The sequence below is a fragment of the Microbulbifer echini genome (genome assembly GCF_041447225.1).
Lineage (GTDB): Bacteria > Pseudomonadota > Gammaproteobacteria > Pseudomonadales > Cellvibrionaceae > Microbulbifer > Microbulbifer echini.
Genome location: NZ_JBGMEL010000019.1, coordinates 40,177 through 53,866, shown reverse-complemented (window position 1 = coordinate 53,866; position 13,690 = coordinate 40,177). Strand labels below are relative to the sequence as shown.

At 53.2% G+C, this 13,690-nt stretch carries 9 protein-coding genes; 4 read left to right on the top strand and 5 right to left on the bottom strand.

Translation table 11 applies throughout. The annotated features are described in order from the left end of the window. Window positions 1-55: 55 nt before the first annotated feature. Complete coding sequence (locus ACCI51_RS16500) at window positions 56-1,921, bottom strand: ATP-binding cassette domain-containing protein (protein ID WP_371844555.1); 1,866 nt, start codon at window positions 1,919-1,921, stop codon at window positions 56-58. 163 nt (window positions 1,922-2,084) lie between these two features. Between ACCI51_RS16500 and ACCI51_RS16495 the strand changes: the two genes are divergently transcribed. Then, a complete protein-coding gene (locus tag ACCI51_RS16495) occupies window positions 2,085-4,079 on the top strand; it encodes a transglycosylase SLT domain-containing protein (RefSeq protein ID WP_371844554.1) in 1,995 nt (664 codons plus the stop codon). 176 nt (window positions 4,080-4,255) lie between these two features. Here the strand turns inward: ACCI51_RS16495 and ACCI51_RS16490 are convergent, their stop codons facing one another. Both ACCI51_RS16490 and ACCI51_RS16485 read right to left on the bottom strand, forming a co-directional pair. Further along, window positions 4,256-4,513: a glutaredoxin family protein gene (locus ACCI51_RS16490; RefSeq protein ID WP_299586402.1), complete on the bottom strand. Its 258-nt coding sequence runs from the start codon at window positions 4,511-4,513 to the stop codon at window positions 4,256-4,258. Beyond that, complete coding sequence (locus ACCI51_RS16485; protein ID WP_371844553.1) at window positions 4,510-5,385, bottom strand: FHA domain-containing protein; 876 nt, start codon at window positions 5,383-5,385, stop codon at window positions 4,510-4,512. Before ACCI51_RS16485 ends, ACCI51_RS16490 begins: the two co-directional genes overlap by 4 nt. 328 nt (window positions 5,386-5,713) lie before the next feature. Here ACCI51_RS16485 and ACCI51_RS16480 point away from each other — a divergent pair, with 328 nt between their 5' ends. After that, entirely contained in the window at window positions 5,714-6,646 is a 933-nt protein-coding gene (locus ACCI51_RS16480) for a PP2C family protein-serine/threonine phosphatase (RefSeq protein ID WP_371844551.1), read from the top strand. A gap of 17 nt (window positions 6,647-6,663) precedes the next feature. Next, window positions 6,664-9,072, top strand: a complete 2,409-nt coding sequence (locus ACCI51_RS16475; RefSeq protein ID WP_371844549.1) for a bifunctional serine/threonine-protein kinase/formylglycine-generating enzyme family protein — start codon at window positions 6,664-6,666, stop codon at window positions 9,070-9,072. A 453-nt stretch (window positions 9,073-9,525) separates the two neighbouring features. Here ACCI51_RS16475 and rlmKL read toward each other — a convergent pair whose 3' ends face one another. Beyond that, the gene (gene rlmKL, locus ACCI51_RS16470) at window positions 9,526-11,727 is read right to left on the bottom strand and encodes a bifunctional 23S rRNA (guanine(2069)-N(7))-methyltransferase RlmK/23S rRNA (guanine(2445)-N(2))-methyltransferase RlmL (RefSeq protein WP_371844548.1); all 2,202 of its coding nucleotides are present in this window, start codon (window positions 11,725-11,727) and stop codon (window positions 9,526-9,528) included. A gap of 461 nt (window positions 11,728-12,188) precedes the next feature. Here rlmKL and rmf point away from each other — a divergent pair, with 461 nt between their 5' ends. Then, on the top strand, window positions 12,189-12,440 hold the full coding sequence (gene rmf, locus ACCI51_RS16465) for a ribosome modulation factor (protein ID WP_299586416.1): 252 nt from the start codon (window positions 12,189-12,191) through the stop codon (window positions 12,438-12,440). A 108-nt stretch (window positions 12,441-12,548) separates the two neighbouring features. Here rmf and ACCI51_RS16460 read toward each other — a convergent pair whose 3' ends face one another. Next, window positions 12,549-13,586 carry a quinone-dependent dihydroorotate dehydrogenase gene (locus tag ACCI51_RS16460; protein WP_371844547.1) on the bottom strand — a complete coding sequence of 346 codons (1,038 nt, stop codon included), beginning with the start codon at window positions 13,584-13,586 and terminating at the stop codon, window positions 12,549-12,551. Between the last annotated feature and the right edge of the window lie 104 nt (window positions 13,587-13,690).

Genomic DNA, 13,690 nt, shown 5'->3' with positions numbered 1-13,690 from the left:
CCTCCCCTGTCATAGGGAGTGGTGGCAAGCACCACTCCCCTGAACTGCCCTGACCCTACTCATCGCCCCCCTCGAGTTCAGACCAGCGATCGAAGGCCACTTCCAGCTGTGACTGCTTGTCTGCGAGGAGATTCAATCGCTCCTGCATCCTGGCTTGCTCCTGCTGGTAGAACGCTGGATCCGCCATTTCAGTCTCTATAGCGTTAACTTCCCCTTCAAGCTGTTCAATCAGAGCCGGTAAACCATCCAGCTCCCGCTGTAATTTGTAGCTGAGTTTCTTTTTCTTAACCTGGGGGCTCTCCGCTTCAGCAGGCTTGGGTTTTCCCTTGCTCTCAGAGAGTTTTTCCTCTTTAGACTCCTGCTCGAAACTGCCTCCCTGACGAATAAAGTCGGCGTATCCACCAACATATTCGCGGATGCAGCCCTGCCCCTCAAAGGCCAGACACGAATCCACCACATTGTCGAGAAAGGCCCGATCATGGCTCACCAGCAAAACGGTACCGCTGAAGTCCAACAAGAGCTTTTCAAGCAGTTCCAGGGTTTCCACATCCAGATCGTTGGTGGGCTCATCGAGCACCAAGATATTGGCCGGCTGACTGAATAGCTTGGCCAAAAGAGCACGGTTACGCTCTCCCCCGCTCAGTGCCCCAACCTTGGTACGGGCCTTTAATCCGGTAAATAGGAAGTCCGACAGGTAGGACATAATGTGTCGACTTTTTCCACCAACCGTAACTGAATCACGCCCCTGCCCCACATTATCAAGCACGGTGAGTTCAGGATTCAGCTGGTCTCTACGCTGATCAAAGTAGGCGACCTGCTGCTTGGTACCCAAGCGTACCTGCCCAGATTGCGGTTCAAGGTCCCCGAGTAAAACCCGAATCAGAGTACTCTTACCAACGCCGTTGGGACCTATCAGGCCAACCTTGTCACCGCGCATTAAAGTAAATGAGAGGTCTCGGATCAGCGGCGCCTCATTGGGGTAGGCAAAAGAGACGTTGCTGAGCTCTGCCACCAGTTTACCGGAGACCTCTCCACTATCGAGGGACATCCGAGCGATGCCCTGCTGAGTTCTACGCGCCTCTCGCTGGCGTCTGAGCCCCTGTAAAGCGCGCACACGCCCTTCATTGCGGGTGCGCCGAGCCTTGATTCCCTGGCGAATCCAGGTCTCTTCCTGCGCCAGCTTCTTGTCGAACAGCGCTTCATTCCGAGCCTCCTCCTCCAGCAGTTTTTCCTTTTCCTCCTGGTATCGCTCAAATTGGCAGCGGAATACGCGCAAATACCCGCGATCCAAATCCCACACCGTGCGAGACAGACGCTGCGCCAAAGCCCGGTCATGACTTACGAATAACAGCGCACCTCTATAGGTATCCAAGAAACCCTCGAGCCATTCCACCGCGGCAATATCCAGGTGGTTGGTTGGCTCGTCGAGGATGAGGAGATCAGGTTCCGTCACCAGCGCTCGGGCAAGGGCTGCGCGGCGTTGCCAGCCACCAGAGAGATCCGCCACAGACTCCTCCGGGTCCAGACCCAAGCGGTCGAGCACACTGTCAACCCTGGGCAGGAGATCCCAGCCGTGTCCCGCCTCAATCTTGGCCTGCAGTTCAGCCGAGGGCGTGTCCCGGTAGCCGGCCAACACCTGACCTATAGGCCCCAGACCCTCGGCGACATATTGGTAAACGGAGTCGGGGCAGTCCGCTGGCAACTCCTGCTCAAGAGTCGCCATAACCAACCCGCTGGCACGCACAACCTCTCCAGCATCTGGGTCCACTCGACCCGCAATTAACCGCAACAGGCTGGATTTCCCCTCCCCATTGCGCCCTACAAGGCAAATACGGTCGCCCCGTTCAATTTTTGCGCTGACATTGTCAGCGAGTATTTGGGCTCCGTAGCGAAGACTGACCCCATCCAATAGAAGCAACATAATTAGGCACTACAATTAACAAACCCGGTTAACATTCTCGCTCGATAAATGAATGAAACGAAAAATGATGCTACGGGTCCTGTGAAAAGTTCGCTATTTTACGCATTTTTGCCAAGCCGTCTCGTAAACTTACGCGACCAGGCTCAACATTGGGATATCTGACATGCCAGTTAGCATCAAGGCGCTCCCCCTACTACTCGCCTCCCTGCTCGCCTGGATCAGTCTCAACTCCCAGGCAACAACGCCGGAGCCAGAACGACAAGAGGAAATACAGGCCACTGATACCACTAGCCAGCGTCAGCTACTGCAAAAAGCCCGGCTCGCCATCCAGCGTGACGACAAGAAACAGCTAAAACAATTGAAAGCCTTATTATCGGATTACCCCCTGGCCCCCTACATCGACTATTGGGCGATTGGTAGATATTTGCGCCAATTACCCTTGGTAGAAGTCGACCGATTTCTTTCCCACAATCAAAATACGGCCCTGGGTGACTGGATGCGCATTCGGTTACTCAAAGAGCTTGGCCGACAGGGTCGGTTTAAGACCTACCTGAAATATTATCAGCCCGAGAAACACCGTCGCGCGGCTTTGCGCTGTTACCATGCCGATGCCCTATCTCGACATGGAGATAAAGAAAAAGCCAATCAGCTCATCAACGAACTCTGGTTGGTTGGCCGCTCCCAAGCTGAGGAATGCGATCCTGTCTTCGCACGCTGGATGCGCAGTGGCGGCCTCACGCAAGAGAAAAGCTGGGCGCGTCACCTGCTCGCCCTCAAGGAAGACAATCCTGAACTGGCCACCTATATTGCCAGAAAAATGGAGCCCCCCTTTAAGCGCAAAGCCACACTCCTGCGGGAAGTACATAAATCCCCAAAGCTTCTTCTCAACTACTCCCGATTCCTACAGGCTCCCGAGCAAAACCGAGACCTTATTCTGCATGGTTTGCATCGTTTGGCCCAAAAAGAGGCCTCCATCGCCGAGGAGGCGTGGCGGCGCTACAGTGCAAGTATCCTGTTTAGCGATAGCGAACAAGCTGAAATGTTGCGCCATCTTGCACGGCAGTTCGCTCGTCAGGATGATATCCACGGACTGCTCAACCTGACCAACAATCAGGCTATCCGCGATGAGCGCTCAATTGAGTGGTTGGCACGACAATCCCTGCGCAAGCTCGACTGGGAGCAAGTCGCCTACTGGATTGACCGACTCCCTCCAAAGCGGCAGCAGCGCGACCGCTGGCTCTACTGGAAAGCCCGCTCACTGGTAGAACTCTACGGCAACTCCCAGTCTGGAGCGGCATCCATGCTCTACGGGAAAGCCGCTCGCGAACGCAGCTATTACGGCTTCCTTGCCGCCGATGCCCTTGGGCAAAACTACAGTTTCGTACATCGTCCTGCACCAATCACACCGGTGGAGGTACAGAAAATTGCACAGCGTGCCGGCTTGCAAAGAGCTCGCGAACTGCAAGCCATTGGAGAGCTATTTCATGCGCGTAGGGAGTGGAACTACGCAACCAGGGGAATGGATCACGGGGAATTACTTGCGGCGGGGAAAGTGGCCAGTGCCTGGGGCTGGTATCACAAGTCCATCCAGTCTGTGCTCGCTGCAGATTATCTGGATGACCTGGAACTGCGCTTTCCCCTCGCCTTTGCAGATATCGTTCAAAGTGTGAGTGCGCAGGTCGGCCGGCAAAGTGCACCACTGGAACCCTATATGATTTACGCTGTCGCCCGACAAGAAAGTCACTTTAGCCACGATGCAAAATCCAGTTCCGGAGCACTGGGGCTAATGCAACTACTCCCCTCCACCGCCCGCGCAACGGCACGTCGCTCAGGCGTTCGTTACCGCCGCAGCTGGGATTTGCTCAGCCCCAAAACCAATATCGCTTTGGGCAGCTTTTACCTGAGCACCCTGTTACATCGCTTCGATAACAACCGTTTCCTTGCAGCAGCCGCTTACAACGCCGGGCCGACACGGGTCGCTAAATGGCTGAAGGAGACCCGCCAGCGCCTTCCCCACGACGTCTGGATCGAGACCATTCCCTACAGCGAAACGCGAACGTATGTACAGAACGTGCTCGCTTACACCGTAATTTATGCTTATCGAAGTGGGACAAAATTACAACTGCTGCGGGCTAATGAGGCGAGCAGTAAGCTCTAGGAAGCATCTGACACACTCTGTGATAACCCAATTTTCACAGCAACTCGCGCTCCCTAAATGGAGTTGGTGATCAAGCTGATCAGGGCACGCAGGATCTATACACTTTCCTATGAATCACAACGCGGAAGAAGACCTCTGAGAAATACCCTTAGAAATTTCGAAAGCTGCGGAGCTTCCTAGATCAACCGCTTGCTCAACCATTCTTCGAGTTGCTCTTTTTTAAAGGGCCAGGTACAAACTTCTGTCGGGTCGCCAAGCCCCACGACGGGAATTGATAGGCTAAAACGCTCAAACAAAGCTTCGTTATCGGCAATATCCACCTCCCGTAGCTGCAACCCAAACTGAGTCAGTAAAGGCCATATCTCCAACTTGGCCTTTTCGCACAAACTACACCCAAGAGTAGTGTAGAGAATAAGCTCGCGGGGCTGAGTCATGCGAACACTCCCTGAGTATTTACCCATAAATAACCGGCAACGCCCACAACCAATAAAAGAGCCAGCCCAATCGCCCTCAACGACATCCGGGACTTTGCCCCCCCCGCCACCCGGTCGCCTTCCCTATTTTGTCCGACCTCCTGCGGCTCTGAGAACGAAGACCTTTGGGTTACATCTTCACCAGACATTTCACCAGCGACAAACCCTGAGGACTTCATCAATTGAGATGAAATCGCCGGGCGTACTGCTGTTCGATCAAGGTCATCTGCAGGCCCCACTACCGAAAAACTCAAAGAGTCAAAACGCAACTCATCTCCTCGACGTACACGACTTTCTGTAATCCGGCGACCATTGACGAAAGTGCCATTAGCCGAACCAAGATCGACCGCAAATAGAAGACCTTCGCGCACTTCAAGCCGCGCATGACGACGCGAAAGATGCGATAGAGAAAAAGTGATATCGCACTCATCGGAGCGTCCAACCACCGCCCCCCCTTTTACCGGGAATACTTTACCGGCTATCACTTTATGGTTGGCCCTCAGTGCCCAGGCATTATTTTTAGCTTTTCCTACGGCAAGTTTAGTTACCTTGGGATCAACAATTTGTAGCGTTCGGGTACCAATTGCCACTCGATCATTCAGTTTTAATTGGCAAATTGACGCTACTGGCTGGCCATTAACCAAAACCTTAGCGCTACCTGAGACATTCGCCAAGGTCAGCTGATCCCCTTTAATCGCGATCTTTAAATGCCGCTTCGCTATCGAGTCATCTGGTATACACAGATCACAGCTTTGGTCGCGCCCCACGGTTACACCGGGCGGCACCAGCCAAACACTCTGGCCGGAATTATTTACATCACAAAGTTTGAACATTGATCTCGCTCCTCAGCCCCAAGGAGATTGAAAAAGGGATACCCTAAATGTGAGGGCAAGCTCCAATTAATGGTAAAAACTGTAAAAATTTGCTGACTAATGACAGGGCCAAGTTTAACACGGGGCATATCATCAGCGTGTGATTCGGTTTGCAGCTTACAATGGCTTAAAAGTCTAATATGCTAACCAGGCAAGGATGAGCATTTCTGCTGTTACAGGCATCGATGGATAAAGTACACTTGCAGCGCCATAAGGAAAAGACAGGCTTTGCCATAGCGGCGGTCGCCGTCAATTATAATGAGAAACCATTACAGGTAGTTGCACGCCAGTGAGTGAAGCCAAAGTACGCGAAGTATCGCGGCACAGCGAAGTAGTTCAGCGCCCTCCGAGTGCTACGCGTAGCGCTGGCGCCACCCATCCTGGCTATCGACGTGAGCAGAACGAAGATGCCTACTGGGGTGATGAAGATAAGGGGATTTGGATTGTCGCTGATGGCCTGGGTGGCCACCACGCCGGTGAGATAGCCAGCCAGACAGTAGTCGAAGAAATTCAAAAATCTGCTGCCACCGATCGCCACTATGAGCGGGCCCTGCAAAAAGCCCACGCCTTACTCCTGGGAGACGAACACAGTACAGCCAATATGGGCTCTACCGCGGTGGTTCTCGCCGAGGAGGGGGATTACTATCACATCTATTGGGTTGGAGATAGCCGAGCTTACCTCTGGACACAGGGCGACAAAGGCGGGGAGTTGAGCCAGCTAACCAGTGATCACTCCTACGTCCAGATGCTGATGGATTCCGGTGCGATTAACCCTGAAGAGGCCGCTGCACACCCCAACCGCCACGTGATCACCCGATGTATTGGCGGCAGCACCAACCCCAAACTGGAAGTTGATCGAGTATCTTACCGTTGGAGCGCCGAACAAAAGTTGCTACTTTGCAGCGATGGTCTTAGTTCAGAAGTCCCCAGTGAAAAAATAGCCCGAATCATTACCGAGAATACCGACAACGAACGTATCGTAGCACTTCTTGTTCACGCCGCCCTTGATGCTGGCGGCAAAGATAATATCACCGTACAAGTTATCGACGCTCCGTCTGAGGCCCAAGCTATTCCCTCCTCCGCAAACCTTTCGCAAGAGCCTCACAAAAAAAATACACTATTCAAAACGCCCAATAACAGAGGCTGGCGCCTGCTCCTGACTTTAGTTATTGCCTGCGGAGTAATTGCCGCACTGGCCGGTGGAATATCTCAGCTGCTTTGATCGAGCGACAAAACACTATGGAAGTCGTCAACAGTGGCAATTCATCGCTACAAATACCCGGCTATCGCATAGTCCGCAAAATTAATCAGGGTGGCATGTCCACGGTATACTTAGCCATCCAACGCAGCGTGGGTCGCCAAGTAGCCTTAAAAGTTATGTCGCCGGTGCTCAACGCGGACCCCATTTTCAGCGAGCGATTCCAGCGAGAAGCTAATATCGTCGGGCAGCTCTCCCACCCCAATATTGTCGGCATCCACGATATCGGGCGTTATCGCAGCCTCAATTATATCGCTATGGACTATATGTCCGGGGGCTCTGTTGCCGAAAGGCTTGCCCGAGGCCCGATGGAGCCCCTCGAAGCGCTGAATGTTGTACGACAAATCGCCATGGCTCTGGACCATTCCCACAGCAAAGGGTATGTGCACAGAGACTTGAAACCGGAAAATATCCTGTTTCGCGAGGACGGCTCTGCGGTATTAAGTGATTTTGGTGTGGCCCGCGCAGTGGCACACACGACCCGAATGACCAATAGCGGCATGGTGGTGGGAACGCCCCACTATATGAGCCCCGAACAGGCCAGAGGCAATACCATTGATGGTCGCGCCGATCTGTACAGCCTCGGCGTAGTTTTTTATGAAATGCTCAGCGGTGCCGTGCCCTACCTGGCCGAGGAAGCGGTGGCTATCGCCATCAAGCACTTGACCGACCCCATCCCTAAGCTGCCCGCCCGCTATGCGCTATATCAGTCGATCATAGATCGCGCCCTGGCGAAGGACCCGGTCAAACGCTTTCAAAGGGGTTTAGAAGTTGCCGATGCGACCGATCAACTGGTTGCGGCTCTGGCCGGTAAACCCAGCCAGCAAATCAGCCAGCTCAATAATGTTTCTGTCGGAGTATCCAGTCTGGCGCGCGCACTTTTCCTGACTCTATTCAGCGATCTACGAGACCGGTTCAGCAAAATCTGGCAGGTGAAGCAGGGAGACCCCGAAGAGACTAGGCATGCGCGCAAAGAACAGGACACCGTTGTACGATTACGTCAACTGGTCAATGAGCCCATGAAGCACAAACGCCCATGGACACTTAGTACGATCACAGCCGCTTTACTACTGGGCTGGGCTTCTTTTTCCCTGTTCAGCCCCCGGGAACCCCAGCACAGTGAAATTCCAATGTTGGATAACGTCAGTCGCCTTACTGGGGATACCAAAGCGGGGGCAAACAGCCCTGACATACAGCAAGTGAACGAAGAGGAAGCCCCAGCCGCATTGAAGCCAGCCAGGCACGATTTGGCCAATAATGGGATTCACTCTGTTGAGGCAACTCGCGCCCGCGCGCAAAGCCGCTCTCTCAATCCGCCCCAAGTCAGCAAAGCTCCTGATACGCAGCCTTCAGCCATCGCCCCAAGAGAAAGCGTAATCTCACAGGAAAACGCCTCCGCAACAGTCTTCGAAAAGTCTGAAAATGAGGCCAGCCCCACACCATCTTATGGACTCACCGTAAAGACCGAACCGGAAGCGGCCCGAGTTCGCATTATGAATATTACCCCACGCTACCAACCCGGTATCCGACTTAAACCCGGGCTATACGACGTGGAAGTCAGCGCAGCTGGCTTTATCCCTTATCGCCGCTGGGTCCAAGTTGGTGATCGAGACTTGAAACTTACTGCAAAGCTACAGAAGTCTTATATTGCCGGTAAAACAATTCGCTCAAAACTCAACTCAGGCGGCTTTGGGCCACAAATGATTGTGATTAACTCCGGGGGGTTTTCCATGGGCAGCGAGAAGTTTAAAAATAGTCGCCCAGCGCACAGGGTGAATATTTCAAAACCATTTGCCATTTCAATCCATGAAATTACGTTCGCGGAATATGACCGCTTCGCCCTGGCTACAGGTACCAGCCAGCCAAGTGATGCAGGCTGGGGCCGCGGGGAGCGACCGGTAATCAATATAACTTGGCAGGAGGCACAGAAGTATGTTGAGTGGCTTTCAAACGAGACCGGAAAAAAATATCGCCTGCCCAGCGAGGCCGAATGGGAGTACGCCGCTCGCGCAGGTATAGACCATCCATTTTGGTGGAACCGTGCCGATGCACGGGGCAAGGCCAACTGTAGACGAGGCTGCGACAGCGAGTTTAATAGCCTGTTTACGACAAAAAGCGGGCCCGTCGGGCACTACCAAGCCAACCCTTTCGGTCTTTATGACACCGCGGGCAATGTTGCTGAGTGGGTACAAGATTGCTACCAACCCGGCTACGATAAAAGCCGCACTACCGCTTCCCCAGTATCCATTAAAAACTGTCAATTACGGAGTGTTCGCGGTGGCTCCATGCGAGAGCCTTCTAATCGGATCGGGGCAGATTACCGTAAAGGCCTGGATGAAAACAGTCGTGCGAAGGATATTGGAATACGTGTGATAATGGAGCTGAATTGACAGCCAAATAATTAGACTCCGGACTCTTATCAATTCCCTGCTGCCACATACGGCTTTAATAAAAGCGGGGCCATGGTGGAAAAGCTACCGTTTTAATTGCGTTCGTTATTAGCTTTCACAGAGCACTTACCCAGCAAAAGACATCAGCTGTTTTATAGCTAATGCAAAGCAAAATACAAAAAACCATCCACACTTAAAGCCCTCCAGCGTACCCGATAGTTAGCCCACTAGCTTTTAGCAGAGCGGTACAAGTGATACCACCAAAAGCCTAGCCGAATGTACAGGCATCCATACACTATTACTCACACCCAATGTCCATAAAATACTGATATAGATATATCACTCGGCAGACATTTTCCGGAGAAAAAGTGACGCCGGCCACTGGCCGGCGACAACACACCCCTGCACCACATTAGCCCTGTGGATTTTTAGTGATCCGCTCTCAGCCTGTCCTTACCCCTTCGCCCGAATTTCCCAAACATTATGAATTTTGGGGTTGCGCTGAAAATCTTTATCCAATAATGGCAACTGCTGTACGGAAAATGCTTCGGCAACGGACTGATCCATTTTGAAGCTACGCAGGTTATTGGAAAAAATAAGGGTCCCTCGCGGTGCGAGTAGAGACATGCACTGAGAAATCAAACTATTGTGGTCGCGCTGAATATCCAGCACCCCACGCATTTTGGCCGAATTCGAAAAGCTCGGGGGATCAAGGAAAATCAAGTCGTAATGTCCCTTGCGGTTTTGCTGAGCCGACTCCAGCCACTGCAAGCAATCCGCCTCCACAAGCTGGTGCTGATAGGGGTTCATATCATTCGCACGGAAATTTCGCGCAGCCCAGGATTGATATGTCCGGGACATATCCACACTGATACTCTGCGCACAGCCTCCCAAAGCCGCCTGGACCGTGGCGCTTGCGGTATAACAAAACAAATTGAGAAACTTTTTCCCGGAGGCCAGTTCACGTAGGTATTTCCTTACGGGACGATGGTCGAGGAACAGGCCGCTATCGAGATAACTCCACAAATCCACCTCCAGCTCTGCACCAAACTCTCGCACCTGCAAGGTCGATCCTGCCTCAGCCTGTTTTTGGTACTGGCCAGCCCCTTTTGGGCCACTTTTGTGGCTGTGACGACGGCGCTCTTTAATACTGACCCTGCTTCTCGGCAGATCCAATACTGATTGCACCGCGCGAAGCAGATCCCTCAAACGGTTGCGCGCTTTGCCCTCATCAATACTGGCCGGTGGGCGATACTCCTGCAGGTGAGCGTATAAAACCCCCTCCTGGGTCTTGTATAAATCTACCGCAGCGGCGTACTCAGGCAGGTCGGCATCGTAGAGACGGTAACAGTCAATACCGTTTCTAGCGGCCCACTTTCCTGTAGTGCGCAGGTTTTTACGCAAGCGGTTGGCCACCATTTCCACCTCGGGAGAGAGCTTTCGCTCCCTCTCAGAGTCGTCGCCTCGCTCACTGTGTTCACGCACCTCAAATAGCAGTAGCTGACTGGGAATGGTACCGTTGTACAGCTGGTAGTGCTTATGGGAGCGCAACCCGGTGGAGTAACCCAGCTCGGGGTTGCCGGTAAAAATACCCACCTGCCAGCCGGGGAACTCCGCCTTCAGCTGGCGCCCAAGTTCCGCATATGTTTCACGCAACGCTTCCTGCTCCCCGAGGCGTTCACCGTAAGGCGGGTTGCTCAGCACCAAGCCAACCTTAACCTCCCGATGACTTGGCACCTTGAAGGCATTAACAGGCCTGCAGCTGACCCGAACCTGGCGCTCCAGTCCCGCTCTGGCAATATTGGCCTCGGCAGCAAACAGCACCTTGGCATCGGCATCGTAACCGCGAATTTCGGGAAGCGACAATGCTAAACCCGCAGTACGACGCTGCAGGGCCTCTTCGCGAAGCTCATTCCAAATATCGTTCTGGTGATTGAGCCAGCGCTCAAAGCCAAAGCTCTCACGGAATAGGCCCGGTGCGATATCTGCCGCCATCATGGCCGCCTCGATCAAAATGGTGCCCGAACCACACATGGGGTCCAGGAGGGCACCGCCTTCCGCCGCAATCTGCGGCCAACGGGAGCGCATTAGGAGCGCTGCCGCCAAGTTCTCTTTTAGCGGTGCTACACCGACATGGGTTCTATATCCTCGTTTATGTAAACTTTCACCGCTGAGGTCTATGGCGATATCCAAGCGGTCCCGATGAAGTCGCAGAGCGACAGTCAGGTCAGGATTGTGCTTTTCTATACTGGGTCTCTCCCCAGTCTGCTGGCGCAAACGGTCTACGATGGCATCTTTTGTCTTTTGCGCACCGAACTGACTATTACGTATTTCTCGGTTCGTTCCTGAAAACTGCAACCACAGCTTTCCCGAGGGCCCGATATGCGCCTCCCAGGGCTGTTCGGAAACGGCTCGATAGAGATCTTCCGCACCGTCGATACGCACCTGGTCGAGTTGTAGGAGGATTCGGTTGGCCAAGCGGCTCCAGAGGCAGCAGCGATACGCGACTTTCAGTGAACCAGAAAAAGAGATCGCCGCGGGTTGCTCCCGCAGAATATTGGCGCCCAGTGACTTCAGCTCTCCTGCGAGCAGGTTCTCCAGTCCCTTAGGGCAAGTCGCGGTGAACGTAAATTCTTCTATATGTGAGTCGGTCAAAACTTTTACTCGATGAACCCCATTCGGCGGGGTGAATTTAGCGCCTATTGGCGCCATTTAAAATAGTAGGTGATCGGTCAAAGGTGCCGGTATGCAGTATCCACTTCCTCTGACCAACCTTATTTGGCGCGATTATCCCATTTTGTAGCGGCTGAGCCTATGACAGACAGCTTCGGGGCTGTCTCAATAGTCATCTCCATTGCTCTCTTGGCATCCAGTAGCGATGCCCCACAAGGCCACCTAATAAGAACTGGCGAGAGGTCCCAAACATTGCCCGGCCCAGCTTTTTCCGATTCCCTTCAACCCACCATATTCTTGCAATGTGAGGATGCGAAGGGAGTCAAGCAGCTGCCCGCGGAAAAGATTCGCTACGCTTTAGTTGTCGATGCAACAAAATCGTAATAAAGCATCCAACGGGCCGCGCAGCAGTCCGTAAATCTACAAGCGGAGGTGCCGTATAGATGAAACGCCAAAAACGCAATCACGCCGATAGGGCCTTTTACAAAGGATATCTTGCAGCCTTGAACAATAAGTCTATTGATAGCTGCCCCTTTGTGGAAAGTGACCCTCACCAGGAGTGGGTAAACGGCTGGCGTGAAGGGCGGGAAGACTACTGGAATGGCTTTGACAGGACCACCAAGGCGCAAAAACTGGAAATTTATGGCGCCATTTCTACCGATATTCAGTACCCAGACGGCTGGAGTACCATTTAGTCAAAAGGGGTGATGCCGTAAAACCTGCATCTTTTTAAGGCCACCACGATCAAAGCGCGCCTTAACGGCGCGCAAAGCCCGAGGAATCTACCAGGCAACTTTACCTCTTTATTTACTCGAGCTACGTCGGCGCTCCAACGCAATTGCTTCCACAGCTTCACGAATCAGTTGGGGCCCGCGGTAAATAAACCCGGTATAAACCTGAACAGCCGTTGCTCCGGCGCGAATCTTTTCAGCGGCGCTATCGCCCTCAAAGATACCGCCCACGCCAATAATGGGGACCTGCTTGCCAAGAACCTTTGATAATTGTGCGATAACCTCTGTAGAGCGCTGCTGAAGCGGCTTGCCACTGAGCCCACCCTCTTCACGACCATGGGGCAAATTGGCCACAGAGGACTTGTCGATCGTCGTATTTGTGGCGATAACGCCATCTATACTGTACTCACAGAGCGCTTCGGCAATTTGCTCAATAGCCTCTCCCGCTATATCTGGAGCAATTTTCACCGCAACCGGCACGTAACGATCGTTCTTTTGCGCAAGCTCTGCCTGCTTGTCCTTGATACGACAAAGGAGCCTGTTCAGGCTCTCACCGAACTGCAGGTCCCGCAGCCCCTTGGTGTTCGGCGATGAGACATTGGCAGTAATGTAATCGGCATAGGGATAGACTTTTTCCATGCACAAACAGTAATCGTCAGCCGCGCGCTCTACGGGCGTATCAAAATTTTTGCCAACATTGATACCCAAGACCCCCTTATAGCGGCGATGCTTCACCCTTTGAACCAAGTAATCAACCCCCAGGTTATTGAATCCCATACGGTTGATAATGGCCTCAGCTTCCTCCACACGAAATAGGCGCGGCAACGGATTTCCCGGCTGTGGGCGAGGGGTCACGGTACCCACCTCCACAAAGCCAAAGCCCAGGGTACCCAAACCGTTAAACGCCTGGGCATTCTTATCGAGCCCCGCTGCCAAACCAACCGGGTTCGGCAGGGTCAGCCCCATCAATTCTACCGGGTCATGCGTGACGGATTTTTTGAAAAAAGACATCAGGCCGAGGCGTTCGGCGGCACCAATTGCGTCCAAAGAGAGGTGGTGAGCTCGCTCGGGATCGAGCGCAAATAGGGCTTTACGCAGAGTTGAATACATACCTTTCCTTACGTGGGAGCAGAATCCGCTCGCCCGGTACAAACGTGCGGATATCGTGGTTCAATGTGGCCCGTGAAGTAGTGACGCGGATTCGCAAATCTGCG